This is a genomic window from Pelagicoccus sp. SDUM812003 (assembly GCF_031127815.1).
Classification (GTDB): Bacteria; Verrucomicrobiota; Verrucomicrobiia; order Opitutales; family Opitutaceae; genus Pelagicoccus.
In genome coordinates this window covers 228,573-254,810 of record NZ_JARXHY010000004.1, presented here as the reverse complement: position 1 = coordinate 254,810, position 26,238 = coordinate 228,573, and the positions used below count along the sequence as shown (strand labels likewise).

Annotated in this window: 21 protein-coding genes; 7 read left to right on the top strand and 14 right to left on the bottom strand. The window is 58.6% G+C overall.

The window, feature by feature from the left end; genetic code table 11:
- Positions 1 to 22 precede the first annotated feature (22 nt).
- The 7 genes from QEH54_RS07730 to QEH54_RS07700 form a co-directional block, all read right to left on the bottom strand.
- Positions 23 to 1,369, bottom strand: coding sequence for a hypothetical protein (locus QEH54_RS07730; protein WP_309018078.1), 1,347 nt, complete (start codon positions 1,367 to 1,369; stop codon positions 23 to 25).
- The gene (gene asnB / locus QEH54_RS07725) at positions 1,353 to 3,329 is read right to left on the bottom strand and encodes an asparagine synthase (glutamine-hydrolyzing) (protein WP_309018077.1); all 1,977 of its coding nucleotides are present in this window, start codon (positions 3,327 to 3,329) and stop codon (positions 1,353 to 1,355) included. Before asnB ends, QEH54_RS07730 begins: the two co-directional genes overlap by 17 nt.
- A gap of 81 nt (positions 3,330 to 3,410) precedes the next feature.
- A complete protein-coding gene (locus tag QEH54_RS07720) occupies positions 3,411 to 4,505 on the bottom strand; it encodes a hypothetical protein (RefSeq protein ID WP_309018076.1) in 1,095 nt (364 codons plus the stop codon).
- 1 nt (position 4,506) lies between these two features.
- Positions 4,507 to 4,632 (bottom strand): hypothetical protein, encoded by a 126-nt coding sequence (locus QEH54_RS07715; RefSeq protein ID WP_309018075.1) that lies wholly within the window; start codon positions 4,630 to 4,632, stop codon positions 4,507 to 4,509.
- Positions 4,633 to 4,646: 14 nt separating this feature from the next.
- A complete protein-coding gene (locus tag QEH54_RS07710) occupies positions 4,647 to 6,071 on the bottom strand; it encodes a hypothetical protein (RefSeq protein WP_309018074.1) in 1,425 nt (474 codons plus the stop codon).
- Between the two features lie 71 nt (positions 6,072 to 6,142).
- On the bottom strand, positions 6,143 to 6,613 hold the full coding sequence (locus QEH54_RS07705; RefSeq protein WP_309018073.1) for a hypothetical protein: 471 nt from the start codon (positions 6,611 to 6,613) through the stop codon (positions 6,143 to 6,145).
- A gap of 37 nt (positions 6,614 to 6,650) precedes the next feature.
- Positions 6,651 to 7,262 carry a MarR family transcriptional regulator gene (locus QEH54_RS07700; protein ID WP_309018072.1) on the bottom strand — a complete coding sequence of 204 codons (612 nt, stop codon included), beginning with the start codon at positions 7,260 to 7,262 and terminating at the stop codon, positions 6,651 to 6,653.
- A gap of 407 nt (positions 7,263 to 7,669) precedes the next feature.
- On the opposite strand from QEH54_RS07700, the gene QEH54_RS07695 reads away from it, so the two are divergent.
- Positions 7,670 to 8,128 carry a bifunctional nuclease family protein gene (locus QEH54_RS07695; RefSeq protein WP_309018071.1) on the top strand — a complete coding sequence of 153 codons (459 nt, stop codon included), beginning with the start codon at positions 7,670 to 7,672 and terminating at the stop codon, positions 8,126 to 8,128.
- A gap of 115 nt (positions 8,129 to 8,243) precedes the next feature.
- On the opposite strand, the gene QEH54_RS07690 is transcribed toward QEH54_RS07695, so the two are convergent.
- Positions 8,244 to 9,983 carry an ATP-binding protein gene (locus QEH54_RS07690; protein ID WP_309018070.1) on the bottom strand — a complete coding sequence of 580 codons (1,740 nt, stop codon included), beginning with the start codon at positions 9,981 to 9,983 and terminating at the stop codon, positions 8,244 to 8,246.
- On the opposite strand from QEH54_RS07690, the gene QEH54_RS07685 reads away from it, so the two are divergent.
- From QEH54_RS07685 to QEH54_RS07675, 3 genes are all read left to right on the top strand, one after another.
- Positions 9,984 to 10,337 (top strand): hypothetical protein, encoded by a 354-nt coding sequence (locus QEH54_RS07685; RefSeq protein WP_309018069.1) that lies wholly within the window; start codon positions 9,984 to 9,986, stop codon positions 10,335 to 10,337.
- Positions 10,328 to 10,831 carry a hypothetical protein gene (locus tag QEH54_RS07680; RefSeq protein ID WP_309018068.1) on the top strand — a complete coding sequence of 168 codons (504 nt, stop codon included), beginning with the start codon at positions 10,328 to 10,330 and terminating at the stop codon, positions 10,829 to 10,831. Before QEH54_RS07685 ends, QEH54_RS07680 begins: the two co-directional genes overlap by 10 nt.
- A gap of 103 nt (positions 10,832 to 10,934) precedes the next feature.
- A complete protein-coding gene (locus QEH54_RS07675; protein WP_309018067.1) occupies positions 10,935 to 11,996 on the top strand; it encodes a tRNA-dihydrouridine synthase family protein in 1,062 nt (353 codons plus the stop codon).
- Positions 11,997 to 12,034: 38 nt separating this feature from the next.
- Here the strand turns inward: QEH54_RS07675 and QEH54_RS07670 are convergent, their stop codons facing one another.
- The 3 genes from QEH54_RS07670 to QEH54_RS07660 all read right to left on the bottom strand — a co-directional run bounded on the left by QEH54_RS07670 (position 12,035) and on the right by QEH54_RS07660 (position 16,340).
- Positions 12,035 to 12,568 carry an iron-sulfur cluster assembly protein gene (locus tag QEH54_RS07670; RefSeq protein ID WP_309018066.1) on the bottom strand — a complete coding sequence of 178 codons (534 nt, stop codon included), beginning with the start codon at positions 12,566 to 12,568 and terminating at the stop codon, positions 12,035 to 12,037.
- Positions 12,569 to 12,581: 13 nt separating this feature from the next.
- Complete coding sequence (gene sppA, locus QEH54_RS07665) at positions 12,582 to 14,378, bottom strand: signal peptide peptidase SppA (protein ID WP_309018065.1); 1,797 nt, start codon at positions 14,376 to 14,378, stop codon at positions 12,582 to 12,584.
- 66 nt (positions 14,379 to 14,444) lie between these two features.
- Positions 14,445 to 16,340, bottom strand: coding sequence for a carbon starvation protein A (locus tag QEH54_RS07660; RefSeq protein WP_309018064.1), 1,896 nt, complete (start codon positions 16,338 to 16,340; stop codon positions 14,445 to 14,447).
- A 239-nt stretch (positions 16,341 to 16,579) separates the two neighbouring features.
- Between QEH54_RS07660 and QEH54_RS07655 the strand changes: the two genes are divergently transcribed.
- Positions 16,580 to 18,094, top strand: coding sequence for a TonB-dependent receptor (locus QEH54_RS07655; protein WP_309018063.1), 1,515 nt, complete (start codon positions 16,580 to 16,582; stop codon positions 18,092 to 18,094).
- Between the two features lie 41 nt (positions 18,095 to 18,135).
- On the opposite strand, the gene QEH54_RS07650 is transcribed toward QEH54_RS07655, so the two are convergent.
- Positions 18,136 to 18,747, bottom strand: coding sequence for a CBS domain-containing protein (locus QEH54_RS07650; protein WP_309018062.1), 612 nt, complete (start codon positions 18,745 to 18,747; stop codon positions 18,136 to 18,138).
- Positions 18,748 to 18,869: 122 nt separating this feature from the next.
- Here QEH54_RS07650 and QEH54_RS07645 point away from each other — a divergent pair, with 122 nt between their 5' ends.
- The gene (locus tag QEH54_RS07645) at positions 18,870 to 20,363 is read left to right on the top strand and encodes a hypothetical protein (protein WP_309018061.1); all 1,494 of its coding nucleotides are present in this window, start codon (positions 18,870 to 18,872) and stop codon (positions 20,361 to 20,363) included.
- A 153-nt stretch (positions 20,364 to 20,516) separates the two neighbouring features.
- On the opposite strand, the gene QEH54_RS07640 is transcribed toward QEH54_RS07645, so the two are convergent.
- Positions 20,517 to 21,167: a CopG family transcriptional regulator gene (locus tag QEH54_RS07640; RefSeq protein ID WP_309018060.1), complete on the bottom strand. Its 651-nt coding sequence runs from the start codon at positions 21,165 to 21,167 to the stop codon at positions 20,517 to 20,519.
- A gap of 461 nt (positions 21,168 to 21,628) precedes the next feature.
- Here QEH54_RS07640 and ugpC point away from each other — a divergent pair, with 461 nt between their 5' ends.
- Positions 21,629 to 22,756, top strand: coding sequence for a sn-glycerol-3-phosphate ABC transporter ATP-binding protein UgpC (gene ugpC / locus QEH54_RS07635; RefSeq protein ID WP_309018059.1), 1,128 nt, complete (start codon positions 21,629 to 21,631; stop codon positions 22,754 to 22,756).
- Positions 22,757 to 22,772: 16 nt separating this feature from the next.
- Here the strand turns inward: ugpC and QEH54_RS07630 are convergent, their stop codons facing one another.
- Positions 22,773 to 26,186 (bottom strand): MFS transporter, encoded by a 3,414-nt coding sequence (locus tag QEH54_RS07630; RefSeq protein ID WP_309018058.1) that lies wholly within the window; start codon positions 26,184 to 26,186, stop codon positions 22,773 to 22,775.
- Positions 26,187 to 26,238: the final 52 nt, after the last annotated feature.

The window sequence follows — 26,238 nt, the reverse complement described above, 5'->3', positions numbered from 1 at the left end:
GGTTTCCCTTCCGTTTCAGTCGCTAGGTGGATTTCAAATCGTAGTCGGTGATCCAATACGCGTCGGGATTGCGAGGAGCGATGTAGAGCCTACCTTGCTCTTCAGCGGCGCCAGGTACGCGTAGACGGCGAAAAACGATCTGGTCGCCCGCCACGCCGCAGATCTCCATCTTCCCTTCTTCCGCCGACATCACCAACCGAGCGTGACTCTCCACACCCGAGAGGCCGCGCTTGGACTCGTTGAAGATCGAGAGCGTCTCCTCCACCGGAATCGCGAAGGCTCGAAAGCCCTGGATCTGTCGGCATTGGAAGAAATAGTGGTTCCCAATTCCATGGGCGTACAGCTCGCGCTGAAGAACGCGCAGGGCCTTCGCATCATCGTTCACGTCGCGGATGATCGGCGTCTGGTTTTCCAGCGAAACGAAGTGTCGACGTTCGCCTAGATGGGCTACCGCGTTGTACACCGGCGAAAGCCATTCGAGCCTTCCGTTTCCCAAATCGCACGGATCTCCTTCCTCGTCGCGAAACAGAAACTCGTCCGGATGCGTGAAGTGAGTCGCGAACACGATGCGCGTGTCTGAGTAGTATTCGTGAAACGCGTCCAACATGGCGAAGAACGCGTCGTCGAAACGCTGAGGGAAAAATGCGAGCTCCTTGGTTCCGATCCTTATCTTTTGGATACCGGCATCCGCAAGCGCGCTCAGCCATTGGGCGAGCTTCTTGTTGCTCAGGATCATTGGATCGCCTCCGGACAACAAGACCTCCTTCAACGCAGGGTGACCGCTTTTCGGATGCTTGCCGCCGTTCTTGACGACCTGATCATTGTGGTTTTCGATGTATTCAACAACTGGATCGATCTTGGCCAGCTGCTTTCCGGAAATGCCGGAAAAGAGGTCAGATCGATAGCAGTAGCGGCAATGGGCGCTGCAGGTCTTCGCTACGTACAGCAGAGCCATCTCGTACTTGTGCAGCACTCCTGGCAACGGGCTATAGCCGAGCTGATTGCTGGGGTCGATCTCGCCGGAGAGGTCGGCCACTTCCTCGCCGCGCGCCGTGACGAGGTTCGCCAGAGCTTCGCTTGGAGGCATGCTGCCGCTACCCTGCACCAGAGCATTGTAGTGGTCGCTGATCTTGACCTTCATGCGCTGCTCGACTCCGAGCTCGATCAACCGGCGAGCTTCCTCCGGGCTGTAGAGCGGCCTCTGCGGCCGCTTGTCACCGTCGGATTTCGCATAAGCGGAGAGTCGGCTCACGCCGCCACGCTGGTAGCGCACGTCTAAGTCCGCAACCTGTTCGAGAAAGGTGTCCCGAATGCCGGCCCGAACGGACGCCCCTTTGTCCGTATTCAAGTAGTCAGTTCGGCTTCCCATATGCTGCCTCCGTTTCGATGAATTTGTCGTGCATGATCTGCAGGCAAATCAGGTGGTTGAGGAGCGTATCCTTTCGCGTCAGGGAGATCGGGTCCTTGTCCTCGCGATAGTGTTTGAGGAAAGTCTCGGTGCGCTCCGGACTGAGGATGCCAGCCTCCCGTACGCTATCCGGGTTCAGGAATCGCTCGATCAGCTCGTTCACCTTGGCCAACTTGTCCGGACTGGTATGGGCGGGCGGGGCCATGAAGGCGAACTTCTCGCGCTTGTATAGCACCTCGGGAAGCACGCCCTTGACGGCCTCGCGCAGGACCCATTTCTCGACATTCCCTTTGATGCGCAGATTCGGCGGCACCTGAATGGCTGCTTCTGCTAGATGGTGGTCGAGGAAAGCCGGACGAGACTCCATGGAATTCGCCATATCCACGCGGTCGCCGCCCCAGTTCAAGATCTGACCTTCCAGCTGGCACTTGCTCCAGGTGTACTGAGCCTTGTCCAGCGGGTGACGGTTCAGAAGCATCTTGGCATCGATCTTGGAAGCGATCTGCTCGATCGGGTCGTAGTCACCGATCTCCTCCAGCGAATCGTCGCTGAGGAGCGGCCGCGCCAGCTCCAGCGTAGCCATCCAAGGCTGAATCCACGAAGGAGTAAAACCGCACAGCTCTTCGAACGCCGGGTGACGCAAGCGATTCTCGGCGAGGATGGCGCCCTTGAACAGCTTGTTCGATTCGTCGAGCAAGCCCTGCAAGCGCTCGCGCTCCTTGGGATCCTCCGTTTCCAGTCCATAGAGGAACATGTCGCGCTTGAACGCCGGATACCCGCCGAAAAGCTCGTCCGCGCCCTCGCCAGTAACCACCGTCTTGTATCCACATTCGCGGACACGCTTGCTCATGAGGTACTTAGCTACACCAAGGGTGTTGTAAAAGGTACGCTCCGCATGCCACACCGTACGAATATAGTTCTCCCCATACAGGTCGGCAGCCTTGAGGTTTATCTGCTCCTGATCCGCCCCCATGCTGTCGGACATCTCCTTGGCGATGTGGGCCTCGTCGTACTTGTCGTCGTCGAAGCTGATGGTGAAGGCCTTGACCGGACTCTGCATGGCCCCGCTGGCCAAGCCAAGGATGCAGCAACTGTCGATCCCGCCCGAAAGGTAGCAACCAACCGGCACGTCCGCTTCCAAACGGAAAACGATCGATTCGATCAGCTTCTCGCGAATCCGCTCGATGTGATCCTCCTCCGTCAGCAAGGCATCGCGCTGGTCGACTTCTGGAAAATCGAGGTCCCAGTACTTTCGTACGTTCGTCTCCAGTTTTCCGTTACGTCGCTTCACGACCATCATGTGTCCCGGCTCCAGAGCGACGACTCCCTCAAAGGCGGAAGTCCCCGGCTTGATCGTCTGCATCAGCTGATGCAAGGCGGCCTTGCGGCATAGGCGCTTCGGCACTTTGGGATGAGCGATGACCGACTTGACCTCGGAACCGTAAACCAGCATCTCACCATTGTTGTGAAAGAACAGCGGACGGATGCCGAATCGATCTCGGACGAAAATCATCTGGTCCTGCTCCTTGTCGTAGAGAGCGAACGCGAACTCTCCGCGCAGGTGGTCGACAAAGCTCAATCCATATTTTCGATACAAGCTCAACGCGATCTCGCTATCCGACTTGCAGCGAAACCGGTCTCCTTCCGCCATGGCGTGGGATCGATATTTCTTGAAGTCGTAGAACTCGCCGTTGACGGTGAGCGCCAACCGGTCGTCCTTGCTCAAGATCGGCTGCTCGCCGGTGTTCAAGTCGATAATCGACAGTCGAGTGTGCCCCATGGCTACTCCTCGAGCATGATCGATATGAGCGCCCTCTCCATCGGGTCCCCGATGATAGATCGTATCCAGCATTCGAGACAAGGTGGCATCGTCTTCTGGATACAATGGCGCTGCTGAGAAAAATCCTGCTATTCCACACATTTAGGTATCTTATTCCTGAGTTAGCTTCGGCAGTCCACAAGCGGAGCTCATGGACCGTAGCGGTGAGAAGGAAACGGCCACTTAGTCGACGACCGGAATTTCCTTTGGCAAGCGATCGAGACGACCGCTGATTGCGATGAGCAGGGCTTGCCGTACGAAAACGGCTCCATGCGCCTGCGAGAAGTATAGATTGTGAGCCGTGTCGTCGAGAGACTTGTCCAGTTCGCTAAGCCGAGCCAACGGGTGCAATATAACCGCCTCTTCCTTCAACTCGCTTTCCTTGTTGAGCTGGAACTCGGCATCGAGATTTTTGTAGCTGTCCCCTAGAAACGCGATCGAGTTCATGTAGATAACGTCCAGCTTGGGCACGTATTTCTTCATGTTGTTCGTAACCTTGTACTGAATACCCGCTTTCTCGAGCTCAGTCACCAAGTCTTCCCCAAAGGGATCCGCCATCTGAGATATCACGATGACCTTGCTGATCCGATCCTGGAACATCAGCGACATCAGAAGAAAGCTCTTCACGGCGCGCATGCTGCCTGGCGTACCCAAAATCCCAAGACAGAGCTTCTTGCTCCGCTTGCTTGGATCCGTCTCGGCCAGCTTAGGGCGCCACTTGAGCAGGGCGTACCAATCTGCGAGAGACTGGGTAGGATGCTCCCCGCTTCCATTGCCGGCGTTGATAAGCGGAACGCGCAGCCCCTTCGTCAGGCGCTCCAGCGAATCCGTCTCCGTATGCCGCATGATCACCATATCGCAATAGGCGTTGAACATCATGCCGATGTCGTCCAGCGACTCGCCTTTGCGCACGCCGGTCACCCCGCCTTCGGGGATGGAAAGCACCTTCCCATCGAGGCGCAGCACGGCGCTTTCGAAAGAGAGCCGGGTCCGAGTGCTCGCCTCGAAAAAGGCGGTTGTGACGATCTTGCCGTCCATGATGTGGTAAGGCGCGATCTCGAAGTTCTCCAAGATCGCCGCTAGCTTAGCGATTTCGATCACCTCCTCCCGAGTGAAGTCCTTCACCGAAAGGATGGAGCGTCCTTCCAAAGCCCGCAGCACGGACAGCCGCACGGGGTTGTTTTCAAAAAGACTATTAGGCTCGGGCCTGAGCGTTTCCACCCCATCGGGAGGCGAAAGGAACTCGGCACGCTTGTTTAACTCTAGTTTGTCGCTCATTCTACCAAACGTCCTTTGTTAGATAGTCCTTGATGATCATAGCGATCAACGAAACGATGGCTATGCCCGTGAGGCACAAAGCGCCCACGATCAGCCCCGATACGATGGATTCCGGAAATAAGATCATTTCATTTTTAGGGGTTAGTGTTTTTCATTCAGCAGCTCCCAATCGAATTCCGTTCGAGAGAGCGCCACGGAAGCAAAAGTAGTAATCATGGATACCACGGTCGCCACAAGCGATGCCGTGTACCATCCGTGTCCAAAATACGCATACATGCCGGAGCTGATCCCTAGCAGCATCGAAAGCACCGCTCCGATCTGATTGGCCTTGCGCCAGTACAGCCCGGTGATGACCGGCCAGATCGTGCTGCCGACAAACGGTCCTGCGAAAAAGAGCACCGTCATGAGGTTTCCGATATTGGGCAAGCAGATCAGCCAAGTGACCAGCCCTAGCCCGATGATGATCCCGGTGGAAACGCGACGCAGCGTCTCGTCGCTGACCTGCGGATTGAACATCTTTTTATAAACGTCCTCCGCCAGCAGGTCCGAGGTAGCCGCGAGCAAGCTGTCAATGCTGGAACCGAGGGAACAGAACACCACTACGAACAAGATAACGGCGCCAGCGGATCCCAACAGATTACCCGCGATCAAGGGACCGGTCATGTCTATATCCGTAATGTTGATACCAAGACTGTTGCTGAAGAGAGCTCCGAAGCCGACCGCCAGAGGAATCGGCAGCCAGAACAAGCCAGCCAAACCGAAAGCTTTGGATACGATCGTCTTGCGCATGGCGAAAGCGCGGCTCCACCAGACGTTGTTGTGAAAGACCTCGCCGAATCCAAAGAACATGTTGTTGAACAGCGAAAGCAAAGCCACCGGGAGCAAGGCGTTGAAGAGCGCCGGCTGGGTGCGCGTCGCAGTCTGATAAGCCGTATCCAGATCGATCTTACTCAAGGCCGTCACGCCTACGATAACGATTCCGAGAAGGATAATAATGCTCTGAATGAAGTCAGTGCCGATCACCGCGTACAGACCGCCGACCAAGGTGTAGATGACGCAGACCAACAGGATCATGCTCATGCCATAGAGATAGTCGATGCCAGCCAAGGCCTCTAGGACGATGCCGCCGGCCATAGCCATGGAAACGAGCCAGGCCATGGAATAGCAGAAGGAGATTAGCAGAAAGATGGCCCAAGCGGGTCGGCCGTAGCGCAAGCGAATGAAATCCCCCGAAGTGAAGCCCTTAGGCATCAGCGATCTGATCCGAGACGCCATAGGGGCGAAAAGAAACAGGCCGAAACTGGCCGTGGTGAAGGCCAGCAGGCCCCAAACTCCCATCTTCAGACCGAACTGCGGCACCACCATGATGGTGTTGGAAGTCACCCAGGTCGCCATGGCGGTAGCGGCGCCGAGGGCCAGGCCCACGTTTCTGCCCGCCAGCATGAAGCCTTCCAGGCTCTTGGCGCGGCGGCCCCAGAAAAGCCCGAGCGCGACCCAGAGTATGCCGAAAATGGCCAACAAGGTCCATCCAAGGGTGGGATTGAGCACTGTTTCGTTTTGATGCATAGGATGAAACGTCAGGGATTCGGGAAAAGGAGGTTCAAGACGGGGCTTCTTCGATCTCTAGTCGCCATGCGCTATTTTGCGGCCTCTCGCAGAGCCCGCCGGTGCCCGACCACGATGGTCGCCACGATTGCGATAAAGGTCAGAAAACCCGCTCCCATGAGCGCCGCCACCACTCGCATGTCCTTGTAGTCGACCGTGACGCGCAAATGGGCGTCCTCCCACTCGGGAAAAGGCTCGCCTTGACCGCGAGATCGTACCCGTATTTCGAATACACCTTCCGGCAGTCCGGAAAGGAAGCTGGCGGTGTCCCCTCCCTGGTAGACAAGCACGCCTTGAGGGTCGCCACCAGCCTGCCAACGGCGCACCTCGAACTCGTCCCCTTCGGTGGTCGCGGCCCAGGCCAGAGGCACGGTGCCGTCGTCGGTGAAGTAGTCGTCCGTCTCGGGCGAGGAAAAGATCGAGGCTCGACCGTGCAAGGCGACAAGTGACGCCGCGACGAGCAAAATGAAAACAGCTATGCGAGAGGGTTTGAGAGGGAGCATGGGTCCGGGGTTGAGCTTCCGACTGACAAGCAGGCGCTTAGCCCGCGATTTCGGTACGAAACGGGGGACCTGATTCCAGGTCCTTGGCGGACTCCAGCACGGGCGCAGTTCGGTCGGAATGCAGTCCCTTGGAGCCGCCAAGCGGGGCATCGATACACTCGATGAGCTTTTCTAGTGAGAGCGCGATCGTGGCGCGCTCCAGCTCCGGGAGCCTGTCGATCGCCTGGACCAGATTGTCCTGCAAGGGGGATGGAGAACAGGCCACTCGTCGCTTGCCTTCATCCGTGAGCGAGATGCGCACGCGACGCCGGTCGCTGTCCGATCGCTCGCGAGCGAAAATGCCTGATCGTTCCAGACGATCCACGATGCCGACGATGGTGCTGGGATTGAGAAAAACCTCCCTGGATAGCTCCTTCACCGTCAACGGGCCGCGCTCGTCGATCTTGAGCATGCAGAGCAGCTGAGGCACCGTCATGCCGTGCTCCGTGGCGAGGCGACGCGAGTGGCTGTCCACGGAGCGGATGATGCGACGCAACGATCTCAAGATGCGCAAGTCGTAGCGCTCCTTGGGCAAAACAGGCAGGCTCTCCGACACCTCCTCCTCGGGGAGCTCGGATTCCTGCATTTCATCTGCCATTCTTGCTTCCATCGATTCGATTGCACGGTTCGTGCGCAAATAATTCGTGTGCGAACTATCGACGGTCGCCACACCCCTGTCAAGGGAAGCTAGCTAAGTCGCGTATTCGTAACGGATTAGCCTGCATTCGGGGTCGAAAGCCAGCGGCGTGACCTGGCGCTGCAGTCCGCAGCCCCGCTCGGCTCGGGCCTCAGTCGCCCCCCCAGGCTGATCCGAAAATCCTCTTCTCCCGACTGGATGCGCGCCCGCCGTGAGGCTCCGTCGACTCCCCTCCGTCCAAATGCTGAGAGCGAAGCATTGCAATGAAACGGGAATTATCCGAGGCTGTCTTAAATGTTTGCTCTCCGCTGACGATGCCTGTTTACGATCACGACTCAGCAAACCGCTAATCTCGCCAGCGAACGCGACCGCCCGAACGAATGAATACCAGCGTCATCCAAGTTTCCGTGAAAGGAGTCATGCCGACCGTGAACGGCTGCGCCGTCTTCCTCGGCAACGATGACAAGGTCTTCGTGATCTACGTGGATCACAGCGTGGGCAACGCCATTTCCATGGCCCTCAACGGCGTGAAAAAGGAGCGTCCCCTCACCCACGACCTGATTTCCGCCATGCTGCTGGGTCTGGAGGCCAAGATCACCCGCATCATCATCAATGACGTGCAGGAAAGCACCTTTTTCGCCCGCATTTTCCTGGAGATGAGCAACGAGGTCGATACCAAGATCATCGAGCTGGACGCCCGCCCGAGCGACTCCATCGTGCTCTCGCTGCAAAACAAGGTGCCGATCTACGTTGCGGAAAAGGTCTTCAACTCCACCGAGGACATGAGCTCCATCCTCGAGCGGGTGCTCAAGCAGCAAAACGAGGAAAACGAAGGCTGAGCGCCGTCCAGCGCCCGGGCGTTTCCGCCCCGCTTTCCGCCACGGCTTTGCGTCGCCCGAACGCAGATTAGCCAAGCTGCCCAAACACCAGACTGCCCGAAACGCGGCGTCCCCACTAGGCGACCACGCAGCGTTCCAGAGCCTGCTTCAGCTGCTCCATCTTGAGCGGCTTGAGGATGTAGTCGTCCATCCCCGCGATCAGACAGGTATCGCGATTAGCCTTCATGGCATAGGCGGTCACGCCCACGATGGTGACATCTCGATTGATGGGGCCGCACTCCCCGGCTCGAATCTGGCGGGTCAAGCTCAAGCCATCGATGTAGGGCATCTCCACATCCATCAGCACCAGGTCGTAGGGACGCTCTCGCAACATGCGTTTGGCGATGGCTCCATGAGCAGCCGTATCCGGTTTTGGATACTCCAGACCCTCGATCATCTTGAGCAGCACCTGGGCGCTCGGAGCGTGGTCTTCCACGGTGAGGATCTTCACTTCCTCCCGCTTCTTTTGCGGCAGCTTGCTCTCCCCCTTGAAGCGCTCGTCCACCGTCCGTCCGAGCGCGTTCTGGAAGAGAAAGTCGATGGTGAACTTAGTCCCCTTGCCGCGCTCGCTCTCGCACTCCAGCTTTCCGCCGAGGGCCTTGACCAGACGCTCCACGATGGCCAGTCCCATGCCGATCCCGCCCGCCTTGCGCGTGAGCGAGGAATCGAGCTGCTTGAAAGGCTTGAAGATGTCCTGCAGGTGGGCCGGATCGATGCCGATGCCTTCATCCTCGATGGAGATGAAGAACTCGGAGGTGCCCAAGGACTTCAGCTGGGATTGCACCGCGACCTTGACCTCGCCCTGGTCGGTGAACTTCAGGGCGTTCTGCAAGAGGTTTCCCACCACCTGCCGCACTGCCACCGCATCGGTGTTCACCAACCCCGGATTCGTGCCTTCGTGGGAGAACCTCAAGACCACCCCCTTGCGCTCGTAAGCCTGGGAAAACGAGTCCACCGTGGAGCGGCAGACCTCGATCAGATCGCAGGGCTTGTAGAGCTCCGTCAGATCGGAATCGGAAAGATGGGAGTACTCCAGGATCCCGTTGATCAAAGAGGTCAGGTGCTCGCTGCAGCTCGAAATGGTGCGGGAAAGCGAACGGGCGTTTTCGAGGGTGCAGTTCATTTCCAGCAGCTGGGCGTAGCCCATGATGGCATTCAAGGGCGTGCGAATTTCGTGCCCCATCATGCCGAGAAACTCGGACTTCATGCGCTCGGCCTGCTCGAGCGCCTGTTCCGCCTTCTGGGTGCGGTCGATCTCGAGCTTGTGGAAGTAGATGCTGGAGACCACATGCGCGTACTGCAGCAGCAGGTAGCCGACCTTATCGTTGATCACCGGCGTTTGGCAAAGATCGTCAGCCGCCATGAATCCCATGATCTTGCCATCGTGTATCATCGGCACCGTCACGTGATTTCCGGTCCCCACCACCTCGGCTCGAGAATTGCACAGCTCGATCCCGGTCTGCACGAAGAAAAAGGGCGGCCTCTCCCAGTGCTCGCGCATGCGAGCGAGCACTCCGGTGCGGTCGAAAATCCGGTGTCCCCTCTCGTCGCATAGTCGGGCGTTCTCGTCCACACCGTAGGCCCCGATCGCCACCTTGCCATCGTCCTCGAAAAACCAGGTGCCGATGCGGTTGAACTCGAGCCGCTCCTGAGCCACCACCACCGCCTCGCGCAGCACGTCGTCCGCGGTAGCGGCCTTGCCCAACAACAGCGCCGCCTCGCTCACCAGAGCGAGTTTGGATTCGAGCCATCCCTCCGGGGCGATCGCGAGGGAGCGATCGGCTCGAGTCGGCTCCGAGCGTCGTTCGTTTACCATATGAAGCGGGCGACGCAGCGCGTCAGCCAGAGAGCGGTCGGCGCGCCGCAAAAGCGAGAAAGTAGTAGATTGAACGATACAGCAAATCGTCTCGCAGCGTCAATCGGCAAGCAGAACTGGCATGGCATTTCGTCCCAGTTCCGCCCGCCGTCGCCGTCTTCCCTTGAGCCCTATCCGCAGTTCCCTGATGCCATCATGGCGAAATGGAGCAGCCACCATAAAACAGCGGCGAAATGCCTTTCAGCCAGCGGTTTCGTCTTTCCCGAATTCGCATCGTCCCGTTTAAGAGCGACCGCCAAGACCTCGCCGATCGAACAGATCCATCTGTCCGAAAATCGAAACCGATGCCCATAGCCAAACTCGCTCTCATCGCGAGCGCCTGCTTCGCTGGGCTATCCAGCCAAGCAAGCGAACGCCTCAGCGAAACCAGCGTCAGGGAGACCGCTCCGCACCCCTCCTACGCGCTCAAAGCCAACTCCACCGACGAAAAAACAGAACAGCGTATCCGTAAACTAGAGACATTCCTCCAGAGCCACCGCCAGTCCGCCTTTGAAAGCCGCTTCCAGGTCTACGATCACGGTTCGGCCAACGCCGTGAAAGGAAAAGCGAGCATGGCCTGGAAAAACGCCGAACGCAGCCTCTCCCTCTACGTCGAGGGAAGCTACGAAGCGCGACTGCGCGCCACGAATTGGAAGACGACCCTGTCCCCTTCCCTAGGCATGCGCTACCGTCCGTCCCAAGCCGTTTCGATCGCCCTCGCCGTGCATAGCGGCGACCGCGGAGACCGCGGAGATAGCGACCAGTTTCACCAGCAGCCGCTGCAAAGCCATATCGCCATCGCCTTCTAGACGAGACGGACTGCCGTCAGCCTTTTCCAAGCCCGAGCTGGCGACATTCAGCGAAACGGACTTGTCTCGCCCCGCGTTTGCGGTTCTTCCTTCTGCCTAGTTCATGAGCTCCGAAATCCGAAACGCCCAGCGAACCCGCTTGCCCGCACCTATCGTGGAGGGCCAGCCGATCACCGCCCTCGCTCCCATGCAGGACGTGACGGATCGCCCTTTCATGCGCGTGATCAGCGCCTTCGGAGCGCCGGACTACTACGTCACGGAGTACTTTCGCGTGCATGCCCAGTCGCGACTCGAGAAGCACATCCTGGAGGCGATCACCCAAAACGACACCGACCGGCCAGTCTTCGCCCAGATGATCGGCGAAGATACCCGCCACCTGCTGCGCAGCGCCAAGGAGCTGCTCAACTATCCGGTCGCCGGCATCGACCTCAACATGGGCTGTCCCTCCCCGACCGTCTATAAGAAGCAGTGCGGAGGCGGGCTGCTGCGCGATGTGGCGAAAGTCGACGCCATCCTAGGCGCCTTGCGCCAAGCGATCCCCGGACTCTTCACTGTGAAGATGCGTATAGGTTTTCAGGATACCGAAAACTTCGCGCCGCTGCTCGAGCTCATCAACAAGCATCAGGTCGACATGCTTAGCCTCCACGGTCGAACTGTGAAGGAAATGTACCGCAGCGAAGTCCACTACGACTATATCAAGCAGGCCGTGGAATCGGTATCCTGTCCAGTGCTGGCAAACGGCGACATCACCTCGGCAAGGAAAGCTCGATGGGCCCTCGACTTCACCGGAGCGGAGGGAGTCATGGTAGGGCGCCACGCCATCCGAAATCCATGGATCTTCAAGCAGATCCGCGAGGAGCAAGCTGGATTGCCGGTATCCAGAATTCCCTTATACGAAGTAAACCGGTATGTACACATGCTGTACTCGGAAGTCAGCAAGCCGCACCTCCCCGAGAGAGGGAAGGTCAACAAGATGAAGAAATACCTCAACTTCGTCGGCCAAGGAGTCGATCCCGACGGCGCGTTCCTCTACGAAATGCGGCGAGCCAAAACGGAGGATCAGCTCTTCGAGATCTGCGATCGCCACATGCCCGACGAGCCTGGACGCTTCTTCGCAGATGAACCGTTCGAGGGCGTCGTCGCCCGTCCCAATTGCGAGAGCTGAGGGAAGGGAGCGACCTTGCCCCAATCGTTCGCGGACGCCTACTCGATCCCCAGCACCTTGCGGCCTTCCTCGGAAATCATCTGCGGACTCCAGACTGGATCCCAAACGATGTCGACCGTGGCTTCCTTCACCTCATCCAAAAGCTGGATACGAGTGCGAGCATCCTCGGCAATGACAGGTCCCATGCCGCATCCCTGCGCCGTGAGCGTCATCTTGACGAAGACATTGCTCTGCCCCGAACCGTCCGGTTCCACGCGCAGGTCATAGACAAGGCCAAGGTCCACGATATTGATCGGTATTTCCGGGTCGTAGCACTGCTTGAGAGCGCCCCAAACCTGATCTTCCAAGGAGTCTTCCGATGGCTGGGAGCTGTCTCCGCCTTCGCCCAGCTCGATCTCCTCCAATGCGTCCACATCCACGCTTGCGATGCGGAAAAGGCCTTGATCCGTGCGCACAGTGACATTGCCGCCCAACGTCTGCGTCACCAGGACGGACGTTCCTTTTTCCAAAGTTGCCGCGGTTCCCGCGGGAATCGCAGTCGCGCTGCAGTTTCGAATGAGTTTCGTCTCCATACCTTCTCGTCCTTCAGTCTATCTCTATTTCGTAGGGTAAAATCGCATACACGCCTTTCGGATCGTTGTAGCGGCTTCCCAATTCATTGAGCTCTCCGTATAACCGAGCCACCGGCTTGAGCAGCTCCTGGTTCACGCTCGCTCCCTGCTTGGCAAGGCTCTCACTTAGTTGCTTGAAGAAATCCACCGGCTCGGGGCGTTCCTGGATGGTTGGCTCGGAGCCTAAACCGGCCTCTCGACCAGCGAAGGCGATGGCGTCGTTCAGCCCTCCCAGCTCATCGACCAGGCCTAGATCCAGCGCGTCCACTCCCGACCAGATACGGCCTCCAGCGATCTCCCGCACCCGCTCCACGTCCAGACCTCGCCCTTGCGCGACCTTGTTGAGAAAGGAATCGTACACCATATCCACCTGCCGTTGCACCAAACTCATCTCCTCCTCCGTCTTCGCTCGGAAGCTGTCCATCAAATCCGCGTGCTCAGTCATCTTGACCGTATCGAAATTGACCCCATGCGTACCGGCGATCTCCTCGAAATTGAAGAAGATGCCGATCACGCCAATGGAACCGGTCAGGGTGTTCGGCTGGGCGAAAATCCGGTCCGCGTAGGCGGAAATCCAATACCCGCCCGAAGCAGCGTAGGTCCCCATGGAAACCACCAACGGTTTGCCTGCCTCCTGAGCTAGACGCAGTTCCTTTTGGATCATCTCGCTCGCCAGGGCGCTGCCGCCAGGCGAATTCACTCGCAGCACAATGGCCTTCACGTCCTCATCGAGACGCGCCTTGCGAATCTCTCGGACGAAACGGTCGCTGCCGACTTCACTCGGATCGCCCTCCCCATCCACAATAGGCCCTTCAGCATAGATCACCGAAACGTATCCACTGCTCGAATACCTTGGCTTCACCTTGGCCGACAGGTAGGCTGACATGCTGGTCTGCGTGAAGGAGAGTCCATCCTCCTCTTCGCCGGAAATCCGCTGCATCTCCTCCAGGAGAACATGGGAATGCGCCAGCTCGTCCACCAAGCCAAGCTCCAGGGCCTCGGAGGCCTGCAGCATGCCCAGTTCGTTCAGTTTTTCCTGATAGACGCCCGGCTCGAGATCCGAGCCTGCGGCGATCGTATCCAAATATTCCTGCCAAAAATCTTCCAGCAGCGCCTGGTTCGCCTCGCGGGCCGGTTCGCTCATGCCCTCCAGCACGAAGGATTCGGCAGCCGCCTTGTATTCGCCCGCTCGCGTCACCTGCACCCCGATGCCGTACTTGTCCATGAAACCGCCGAGGTACATGCCGCTCATCGACATGCCGGTATCCGCCACTAGACCTTCCGGATTCATGTAAACCGTATCGACCGCCGACAAGACGTAGAGATCGCGAGCCGTCGGATAATAGGTGTAGGCATAGACCGGCTTGCCAGATTCGGAAAACGCTTCGATCGCCTCCTTGACCTCCCGTAGCGCCGCAAAGCCTGAGCTGTACCCATCCACGCGAAAAGATCCTTTTAGCAGCAGCGCCTTGATGTCGCTATCCGTCGCCGCCAGGCGAATCCCTTCCGTGAGCGAACGCATCGACACCGCGCCGGCGATTGGCATGCCCATGGCCTGATCGATGAACTCTCGGCCGGTTTGTCCCACAGGGCGATCCTGCACCGCGACAGACATATCGAACACCAGCACGCTATTCGCCTTCACCACCGGCTGCGGTTCGCTCATGGCGATGAGCATGCTGAGCAGCAACGCGAAGAACAGGGAGCACATCACCACCGCGAAACAGATCGCAAGCAGCGAAGCGAAGAACATTTTTAGGAATTGCTTCATCGTAAATAACAAGACGTGGGATGGCCAAACAACAGGGCAAAGGGCCCGGGTCGCAACCTAAATCAACTAGCAGGAACGCCCTCCCTCTGCCGAAGCCTCGGCGCCTCCGACTCCGCCGACGCCTTGCTCCAGCACTCCTTTCGCCTTGGGCCAGCAGAGAAATGCCTCCACCAGCATCCAGGCTTCCAGGACGATGGTCGCGAGAGCGATCAGCACCAACGGCCAATTCCTGGCTTCGGCGAACAGCCAACCCGTTTCAGGGTGAAGCAGCTGATAGCCCATCGCCCAAGCCGGCATGACCAGCATGAACGCCGTCGGCAACACCACGAACCACACCGGCAAGCGTCGTCGCCACATCCAAAACGCCACCACCAAAAAGGCCAATCCGCCTAGCAATTGGTTGGTCGCCCCGAACATAGGCCAGAGGATCATCCCACCAACGCCCACGTTTTCCCAAGCCCATTCCTTGCCTGCGGGCGGAAAGGCGGCGAGCAGGAAAGCCGTCCCGACCGCGAAGACCGTGGCCCCGTGCTTGTCCGTCAGCCAAGAAACCGGATTGGCGGAAACGATCGCTCTCCCGCCGGGATCGCGCTCCACGAACAGTCCCGCCAGCTCCTGGACGACGTAGCGCTGCAACCGACATGCGGTATCCAAAGTGGTGGCGGCAAACGAGGCCACCAGCACGCCCATCAGCGCTACCGAGAACCCGGCTGGCAAGCCGATCGCCTTGAGGAAATTCGCCGAACCGTCCACGAAGGCCCCAACCTTGGAAGCCAGACCGCCCGCCGCCGCCCAGGAAGCGTAGCGATCCGCGAAGGCCGCCTCCCCCATCAGCAGCTCCCCGCCCTTGCCCGTGATGCCCAGGCCGAGGCCCGCCACGCAGGCCAAGATCACCAGGGTGGCCAGAAAGCCTTCCAGCAGCATGGAACCGTAGCCCACGAACTGAGCATCCGTTTCGCAGCGCAGCTGCTTGCTCGAAGTCCCGCTGGAGACCAGGCAGTGAAACCCGCTAATCGCCCCGCAGGCCACCGTGATGAAAAGAAACGGGAAGATCAAAGGCGCTCCCAAATCCGCGCTCTGGAAAGCGGGAGCAGCGATCTCCAGGCTCGGACGCAGCTGGGAGCCGCCCACGGGCGCTCCGCCGAAAAACGCCGCCACCAACAAGCCGACCACCACCAAGGCCAGGGCCGTGATCAGCTGCAGGCTGTTGATGAAATCGCGCGGCTGCAGCAGCGACCACACCGGCAAAACCGAAGCGATGTAGGAGTACAGCAGCAGGGCCACCACCCAAGTCCCATTCGGCCAGGCCGCCAAAGCGGCGTTGAAGGCGTGGATGGGACCGTCCCGGTCGCCGAAAGCTACCGAAACGTACATCGCCACGAGAGCGAGCACCGACGGGATCAGCAGGCCGACGCCTTTGCGATGCAGCCACACGCCGATCGCCACCGCCAATGGGATCTGCACCAAGCAGGGAAAGATGGCGCTGGGATAGCTGCGAAACACCACCGCGATCACCAGACCGAAAATCGCCAGCACGATAGTGAGGGTGAAGAAAAGAATGATGAGAAACAGCAGGCGTATCCGCGGATTAAGCACGCGTCCGGAAATCTCCCCCACCGTCTGGCCCCGATTTCGCAGCGAGACCACCAGACTGCCGAAATCGTGCACCGCCCCCAATAGGATCGAGCCAAACAACACCCAAAGCAAGGCAGGCGCCCATCCCCAAATCACCGCGATGGCCGGACCCACGATCGGGCCCGTGCCGGCGATGGAGGTGAAATGGTGGCCGAACACCACGAACTTGTCGGTCGGCACGAAATCGCGATCGTCGTTGAGCGCCACGCTGGGCGCCGGCACGTCGTCACGCAGCTTGAAAATGCGGCGAGCGAGGTACTTGCCGTAGGTGTGGTACGCGACAAGATACAAGACGCCCGCTCCGATGGCGATGAATAGAGTCTGCATAGGGCTCGGTGCTGGGGAAAGGGGGCCGAAAGAAACGTCGTTCGAACGGCCGTATTGGAAAACCGCCACCGACGCGGCGCAATCCTCTTTTTAGAGCAAGTCCGCTCGACCCAAACCGTGACCGGCCAAGGAAAGCCGGACCTTTCGCCCATCGCGGCGCATCCCAGTTTGACCTGACTCGCCGACTCGCCCAGATTCCCCACCGCACGGCGAAAACAATCCACAGCACCACCCACCAAATGGACTCTCCGAAGGAACAGGAACTCCTCACCACCAACCGCAAAGCCCTCACCGTCAATCTCGACGCCAAACGCTACGGCACCTTCGCGGAGATCGGAGCCGGACAGGAAACCTGCCGAAACTTCTTCCAAGCGGGCGGAGCCGCGGGAACCATCGCCAAAACCATGTCCGCCTACGACATGACCTTCAGCGACTCCATCTACGGCAAGTCCGGCCGCTACGTCTCACGCGAACGCCTGCAAAAGATGATCGACCACGAGTACTCGCTGCTGGTGGAACGCCTCTCCGAAGAGGTCGGAAACGAGCGCTGCTTCTTCGCCTACGCCAATACCATGAAAGCCAAGAGCTACCGCGGCGGCGACGATACGCACGGCTGGATGGGTATCCGTTTTCAACTTACACCGAACGCCGAGCCGAACGAGATCATCCTCCACACCCGCATGTGGGATCCGGAAAACGTGCAGCAGCAGCACGCCGTAGGCATCCTCGGCACCAACCTCATCTACGGCGCCTCCTACCTGCATCACAACATCGAGGAGCTCATCGAATCGCTGGCCGACAACGTAGGAAACGACCGCATCGAAGTGGACCTGATCCACTTCAGCGGTCCCGATTTCTCCCACGTCGATAACCGCATCGCCAACCTCCACCTCGTGCGACGCGGCCTCACCAACGCGGTGCTCTTCTCGCCGCACGGCGAAATCACGCAGCCGTCCGAAGCCATCTATAAAAAGGCGGTGCTGGTGGAACGAGGCAGCTTTCGCCCCATCACCCGCGTCAATATCGACATGCTCAAATGCTCCGGAGCCCAGTTCGTGCAGGAGCCTTCGGTGCAAGGCAAGGACGTGCTGGTGATGGCGGAACTGACCATGAACAACCTGCTGGCGTCGGGAAAGCTCGACTACGACGACTTCCTGCAGCGCATCGACACCATCGGAGCCACTGGCAACTACGTGCTCATTTCGAACTACTTCGAATTCTATCGCCTCACGTCCTACTTTCGTCGATACACCAAGGAAATGATCGGAGTCGTCATGGGCATCAACAACCTGCTCGAAGTCTTCAACGAACGCTACTACGCCCACCTCGAAGGCGGCATCCTGGAAAGCTTCGGACGGCTCTTCAAAAACGCGGTCAAGCTGTACATCTACCCGATGAAGCAAAAGGCCTACCGCCGCTACCTCGATCAGATGAAAAACGGCGATGCGACCCATGAGCCCGGCAGCGTTTCCCCGCAGACCATCGGCGGCATCGCGGACGAAATGCTCATCACCTGCAACAACCTGCGCATCGACTCCAAGCTCTCCAACCTCTACCTCCACCTGCTGGAAAACGGCTACATCGAACACCTGCGCGGGATCGACGAATCGCTGCTGGAAATCTTCTCGAGAGATATCCTAAAGGCCATCGCCGACAACGATCCGAGCTGGAAGGAAATGGTGCCCGAAAAAGCCGTCGCCGTCATCAAGCAGCATCAGTTTTTCGGATACAGAGCCCCCAGCGCCCAGGCATAGCGTACGCCCGCTCCCCTTCCGCGAAACCGAGATCCGACCGCCTACTTCAGGTAGATCACGTTGACCACCACTTCGCCGGAGTCCCAAAGATCGTCCACGAAGTCCTTGGTCCGATCGCCGCGCACTCGCGCCACCGCCATGAGCCGATCGCCGTCCTCGAAACTCAAGTAGCTTAGAAGACGAACGCCCATCGACTTGCACTTGCTGATGAGAAACTCCAGCGTCTGATCGCCCTTTGTAATATCGAAGGTGATACGAGCCGAATTCCCTCCACCCGCCATGACTTGGGTCAAGGCCCGAAAAATGTCCGACTCAGTGATGATTCCCATCAGCTTCGCTCCGCTCATCACCGCCAAGCTGCCAATGTGATGCTTGGTCATCAAACGGGCCGCCTTCTCGATGGGATCGTCCTGCCCGACCGATATCACGGGGGATTTCATGATTTCCCGCACCCGCTGCACCTGCTTGCTGGTGCCCACGCGCTCCGCCGCGCGCGTCAGATCCCGAGCGCAAACGATGCCATGCACCTCGCCCGCCTGACTCACGATCAGGCGACGAATCCGCTTCTCGCGCATCAGCTTGGCAGCGACGGAGGGCTTGGTATCGGGATCGATGGTTTGAACCCCGCTCGTCATGTACATGCGCACGATCATAGAAGTAACGAATCTGCGAATACTCGCGATGGAATCAATAGACGAAATCCAGATCCGGACCGCATCCGCAAAAACCTGAGCTTCGACTTGGCAACGCCCATACCCGGCGTATCGTTTGCCACATGTCTGACGCCTCCGAATCCGAAAAACCGTCCAAGAGCGTTCTGAAGGACCTCGCCATCAAGCTCGGCGTGCTGCAGCGCGAAGCCAACGATCTAGATATCCCCGTGCTGGTCATGATCGAAGCTCTCGACGCCTCGCGCAAAGGGAAGCTGCTCAACCAAATTCTGCTCGAGATCGACAGCCGCTCCTTCAAGGTCTACTCGACCCATGCCTCCCATCAGGAGCCGCGTCGCTACCCCTTGCTGCATCGGTTTTGGAACAACACCCCCGCCAAAGGGAAAATCCAGTTCTACGACCGCGGCCCCTACTACCTGGCCCTCGACACCTGGGCCGAAGGCAAGCTGCACGACGAACAGATGGAGAGCTACTGGGACGACATCGTAAAATTCGAACGCCAGCTCCACGACAGCGGAGTGAAGATCATCAAGCTCTTCCTGACCGTGCCCAAGAAGGTTCAGGCGAAACGCCTGAAAAAGCTGGAGAGCAACCCCAAGACCGCCTGGCGGGTGACCGCGAAAGACTGGCGTCGAAACCGCCAGTACAAAACGCTGATGGGCATGGTCGAACGCATGATCCAAGCCACGGACCGCGACTACGCTCCCTGGCAGGTCGTGGATACCCAGTCCTTCAAAGGCGCCTCCATCGAAATCTACAATCGCATCATCGATCAGCTCGAAAAAGCCATCGAGGAGGAAAAGGCCCGCCAAAAGCCACGAAACTCCAAGCAAAGATCCAAAACATGGATACCCTACAAGGGTACCAACTACCTCGCTCAAACCGAGTTCCCCGAACCCATGGATCGGGCGGAATACAAGGCTACGCTAAAGAAGCGGCAGCACACCATCCACGAACTGGCACACGAAGTGCACTCTCACAAGGTGCCGGTGGTTATCGTCTTCTGCGGCTGGGACGCGGCGGGCAAAGGCGGCTGCATCAAACGTCTCGTGCAAAGCATCGACCCGCGCGGATACGATGTCACCCCTGTGGCAGCGCCGACCCGACTCGAACTGAGCCACCACTACCTCTGGCGCTTCTGGAAGGAAATGCCGCAGCAGGGCAAGATCGCCATTTTCGACCGGTCCTGGTACGGACGTGTGCTGGTCGAACGCGTCGAGCGGCTTTGCAGCAACGAGGAATGGCAGGCCGCCTACCAGGAAATGAACGAGATGGAAAGCCACCTCGCTCGCTTCGGCACCCAGATCGTAAAGTTCTGGCTGCACATCGACAAAGAGACCCAGCTGGAACGCTTCCAAGCCCGTCAGGAGAATCCGCTCAAGCAGTGGAAGATAACCGACGAGGATTGGCGCAACCGCGAAAAGTGGGAGCTCTACGAAGAAGCGGTCAACGAGATGATCGACAAGACAAACAGCGCTTACGCCCCTTGGCATATCATCCCCGCAAACTGCAAGATGCGGGCTCGCATCCAAACCCTCGATACCGTGATCCGCAGCCTTCGAAAAGGGATCAAGCACGCTCAGCTGCCGCCGCTTTGACGTCGCAGGCCTGAGCGCACGCCCCTCAGCGTTGCTCCCGAGACTTTCCTATGTCAGCGAAAAAGCCGCAAAGCGCCTGAGCGAACAGGCAAGCAAAAAGCCGAGGACGAATCCTCGGCTTTGATTTGAAGTGATAAAAGGAATCGAAGCGGATTACTTCTTTTTCTTCTTAGCAGCCTTCTTCGCAGCTTTCTTAGCGACCTTCTTGGCAGCCTTCTTCGGTGCCTTTTTGGCGGCTTTCTTGGCAGCCTTCTTGGTTGTCTTCTTAGCAGCCTTTTTCGCTACCTTCTTGGCGGACGCCTTCTTGGGCGCCGCTTTCTTCGCAGCTTTCTTGACCGCCTTCTTCGCTACCTTCTTGGCAGCCTTTTTGGCGGCGGCTTTCTTGGCGGCTTTCTTGGCAGCCTTCTTAGCGGCGCCTTTCTTTGCCGCCTTCTTAGCTGCCTTTTTCGCTGCTTTCTTGGCAGCCTTCTTAGGAGCAGGAGCCGCTTTCTCGATCCCTGACTTGGCAGGAACTGTCGGAAGGGTTTCGAGCGCTGCGCGAAGCAGTTCGCCGATGCTCACCTTCTTGGACTTAGCGAGCTTAACCAGATCCTTCTTTTGATCCAGTGGAAGACGCACGGAGATCTGACGATGCGATTCCACAGCTGGCGCAAAGCCAGCATAGTCGAAGCCGGCGATCGCATAGCGAATGATTTCGCTTTTGGATACACCGAGCTGTTTTTGGTACTTATCGAGGACAGCGATGAGGTCTGCCTTCAGATCGAATGTGAGAGGGGAACTCTCAGCGCTTTTTTTAGCGGCCATAACGTTAGTATGGTTAGGATTAACGGTTTATTAAGTGGGAATTCTTAAACCTGAAGAAACGTTCTTTTACTCTTATACCGTAGTTTTTCAAACCTAAACTTGTTAGTATTTTTTGGTTACACCCTGTTTTTACAATATTTTTGGCCTAAAACGGCGGTGTATTCAGATTTTTTGTCACCTTTTACGTTTCGAGGCCTTCGATCTGTATCCAGATCAGGAATTTCGATACAGGGGAAACTCGAGCTTCGAGCAGGCTTCCCTTTCTTCGCTTTTACACCAGTAGGACGATCTTCGATACGATTCGAATGCGGGGTTCGATCGAGCCAATGGATACGCCGAACCTGTTCTGCCAGACAGTTTCGTATCAACGCTGTCCCGACGTTTCTGTCAGCTTTGGCCAAGGAAACGGAGAAAGCCTAGACTCGCCTTTTCCTAAAAACAGCCGATAGGATTCCCGTGTCATGGCCACTGTCGAAATCCGCTCCCTCACCAAGATCTATCCTGATCGCAAGAACAAGGACGTCACTGCGGTCAACGGTATCGACCTAAGCATACAGGATCGCGAATTCATGGTGCTGGTCGGACCATCCGGATGCGGCAAATCCACCACCCTTCGCATGATCGCGGGACTGGAGGACATCACAAGCGGCGAGATTTCCATCGACGGAAACCTCATCAACGATGTGCCCCCGAAGGATCGCGATATTGCCATGGTGTTTCAGAACTACGCCTTGTATCCACACATGAGCGTTTTCGAGAACATGGCGTTCGGTTTGAAGCTGCGAAAGTTCAGCAAGCAACAGATCAAGCGACGCGTCGACGAAGCGGCTCGCATTCTCGGTATCGAAGATCTCTTACACCGAAAGCCCAAAGAGCTTTCAGGCGGTCAGCGGCAACGGGTCGCGGTCGGGCGGGCCATCGTACGCAAGCCCAAGGTTTTCCTCTTCGACGAGCCGCTTTCCAACCTCGACGCCAAGATGCGAGTCAGCACGCGAGCCGAGATTTCCAAGCTGCACGATCGCCTGGACTCGACCATGATCTACGTCACCCACGACCAGGTGGAAGCCATGACCATGGGAGACCGCATCTGCGTCATGAACCATGGAGACATCATGCAGGTCGACGACCCCCTCACGCTCTACAACCAGCCTGCCAACCTCTTCGTGGCAGGCTTCATCGGGAGCCCGCCCATGAACCTGCTAAGGGGCCGTCTCGAAAGCGTAGACGCCCACCTCTTTTTTCACGCCGAGCAATCGGACATCGCGCTCAAGCTCGACGCTCGACTCGCCGAGCAAGGGCGAAGCCACCTGGACGAGCAAGTCGTGCTGGGCATCCGTCCGGAAAACATGAGAGAGGTTGCGTCCCAAGCGAGCGACCTGGCAGGTTTGACCGCTAAGCTCCAGCTTGAGGTGGTGGAACCGATGGGAAACGAAACCTTTCTGTATTTGCGCAACGGGCAGCAAAACCTGATCGGTCGCGTCGGCAGCGACGCAAAGTTCTCCGCCGGCCAGACGCTCGAACTGGCGTTCGAGATAAGCAAAGCCCACCTCTTCGACGCGAGCTCAGGGCGAAACCTCGCCGCAACCTAGTCGCATGCCGACCCGTTCAGGCGGCGAGAGCGAGCTGCTGACAGGCCTTCAGATCGAGCTTTCCCGTTCCTAAAAGCGGTATCCGCTCCACGGCGACAGACTTTTGCGGAATCCACAGATTGGGAATGCCGAGCGCTCGCAGACGCGTTCTCGCCTCTCCCAGATCGATCCGCAACGGACTGATCAGCACGAGCTCCTCGCCCTTCTGGGGACAGGACCGTGACGCCACGAGAAAGCGGATCTCTCCGCTCGATCCATCGTCCGGAAACGCTCGCTCCAGAGCCTCTTCCACGCGAGCGAGAGAGATCATTTCGCCTCCGATCTTCGAGAAGCGGGATACGCGATCTTCGATGCTCAAGTATCCATTTTCGTCGATACACCCGATATCTCCAGTGTCGAACCAGCCGTCCTCGGTGAAGCGCTCCTCGTTCTGACTCGGATCGAGATAGCCACGAAAGACGTTTGGCCCCTTTAGCTGAATCAAGCCGGCCTCGCCGCGCTGGCACTTACGGGCTCGATCCCCTTCCGAAACGAGCCGCAGCCAAACACCTGGAAGCGGACGTCCGACCGTTCCCGCCAAGTCTCCCCGCTGCTCGAGAACGTATCGCCCAGCGCAGGCCTCGCTTCTCAGACAATTGGCCGAAACCACTGGCGAGCACTCGGTCAAGCCATAGCCCTCCAGGATGGGGCTGCCCACCACTTTTCGCCATTGCGAGCCCAGTCGTTCCGGAAGCTTCTCAGCGCCAGCGACCGTCAAGCGGACGCTGGAAAAGTCCATCGTTTCCCCTCGCTTCAGGTAGTTTCTTAAAAAGGTCGGCGTGCCCAGCACAACCGATACGGATCCCTCGCGGATCGCCTTCACCGCTTCCTTCGCCATCAGCGGCGATGGCGTGGACACCATGGTCATGCCTCGCAGCAGGGGCAGCCAAAGTCCCCCTGTCAGACCGAAACTGTGAAACAGCGGCAAGTTAGCGAGAATGCGATCCTCGGGCCGCATGAGGGTGCATTCGGAGAGCTGCATCGTATTCGAAATCAGATTACAATGCGTCAGCGGAATGCCCTTCGGAGCCGCTGAACTGCCGCTTGAAAAGAGGAGGCTTGCCTCTCGATCCCCTCCATCAGTGGCGATGGAAAAAACGCTGGCGAGGCAGCGAGCTGGCAGGGCCATGGCCAACGCCGCCAGCAGCCCTCGCTTGAAAAGGGAGGCTTTCGAAAGCAGATCTTCGACGTAGAGCAGCGATACCGACGAAAGATCGAGACCTGGCACCTTCGCAAGCGCCCTGCGAGAGGTGACGATCCGTTTCAAGCCCGCGTCAGCGATCATGGTTCGCAGGGCTTCCGAGCCCGCGGTGGGATTCAGGTTCACCGAAGAACGCCCCGCCCAAGCGAGGCCCAGATTCGCGGCGCAACCGGCCACCCCCGGCGGGAGTAGAACCCCGACGCGACTCTCGCCTCGGGCCGACTTAAGCTCGCGCGAAACCACCAGCGCCGCTGCCAGGAGCTCGATGCGCTTCAGCTTCCGTCCCTGCAGCCCGTAGTCGACCAAACAGGTTTTCAACGGGTTCGACCTGAGCGCCTTCAGAGCTTGGTAGCCCAGATTGGAACGCAGCTCCGGCCGGGCGCAAAAGCATTCGTATCCAAGCTGCATGACGGCGTCTCGCATCCCGTCCGAGCTGGCATCCTCCCCGAGGAGGGCTGCACCGAACCCGATGCGCACCGAACGACGCATGGGCATTCCAAGGCGATAGCGAAACGGCTCTCCAGCGAAGCTGAAAACGGATCCCCACATGCCATCGATATAAGCGGGAATCACCGGCGCCTGCGCCATGCGGGCGATCAATTCAGTCCCTTTCTTGAAGGGCATCAGCATGCCCGTTCGCGTCAGGGCGCCTTCCGGGAAAATGCAGACCACCGACTTGTCCTCCTTCAGGGCACGCACCGTTTTCGCAATCGCGTCCTTGGCCTTGCTTGGCGATACCGCAATGACGTTGAATCGTCGATACACCCAACGCATCAATGGCTTCTTCAACAGCTCGTCCGTTCCTACGAAGCGAACAGGGCGATCGACCGCGGCATAGATCAGCACCGCGTCGGCGAAGGAGACGTGATTCGCCACGATCAACGCCCCACCTGATTCCGGCAGGTTCTCAAGCCCTTTGACTCGGGTTGGATACAGAACTCGGGCAAGAGCAACCAAGGCGACCCGAAGCAAGCCTTCCGGTATCAGTTTAATCATTACGACAACCACCAGAACTGTCGTAGCAGCGACTACCCAAAGCTGAGCGACCGGGCTCCACGCGAGGTATCCAAGGATCGAAGCGAGCCCCACGAAGCCACCAGAGACAAGGTTGATCACGAGGTTGTTGGCCGCGATGCTCGCGGAGCGGGTTTCGCTTGGCGAACGCGAAACGAATGCCGCGTTCAGCGGAGTGGCGAAAAGGCCGCCCGCCAATCCAAGGATCGCCACGCCCACGATCGAAAGCAGGTCGCTATGCCAAAACATAGCTGTCAGCGGAGCGCCGAGCATCAAGCCGATCGCCCCAAGAAACGAAAGGCCCAGCTCCACACGCTTGCGACAAAGGCAGGCCGCCAAGCCGCTTCCAAGGGCGACGCCCGCTCCCAACAACGCCGCCATGAATCCGCCTTGGCTCGCGGCTCCCTGACCCTGCCCATGCTCCCAACGGCCATCCTGCAGGAGGATCATCACCAGCATCGCTCCCACGCCATAGAACCAAGCCAGTCCCAGCGACGGCCAGCGCAGGCCGGGCGTGACCGCCAGCTCCCGCAGGGTTTCCCGAAACGGTTTGCATTGCTCGAGCTTGGTTTCGCTGGAGCTACGTATTCTAGACGAAACTACAAAAGCCAAAAGCGAAACCAAGGCCGCTACCGCCGCGGCGACCGACGCCGCTCGCCATGGCGTGCCGAATTTCGACCAAAGCAAATCGAAGGACCACCCGCCGATCGCCAAACCGGCCAAGGTGGCCCCTACCCCCGCCAATCCGATCAATCCCATCATCTGACCGATCTTTCGAGGACCGCACAGATCCCGGAGCAAGGCGTTGCGAGCTGGAGCCAGAAAGCAGGACTGTATCGCAACCATGGACACGGAAAACATCATAAGCCCGAACCATGAGAAGTATGCCCCGATCGCCAGCCCGCCCATGGCCGCAGCCTGGAACAGAAAGCTGGCTTTCACGATGCGAGCTTTCGAATGACGGCGAGCCAAACGTCCCGCCAGCGGGGCGCAGAGCACGTAGGGAGCGAGGTAGAGAAAGGAGATCACCCCTACCCAAAGGGCAGCTTGCCGCTCGGGAAAGGACGCCGCCACGAGCGAGGACGCCACGATCTTCGCCCCATGATCGCCAAAGGCGTTCAAGGCCTGAGCTAGAATCAATCGGTAGGAAAACAGGGAAGCAGTCTGTACGTTCATGCCTCCCCATTCGCTCAGCCCATGCCAGCGAGGCAGACAGCGGGCTCGCGAT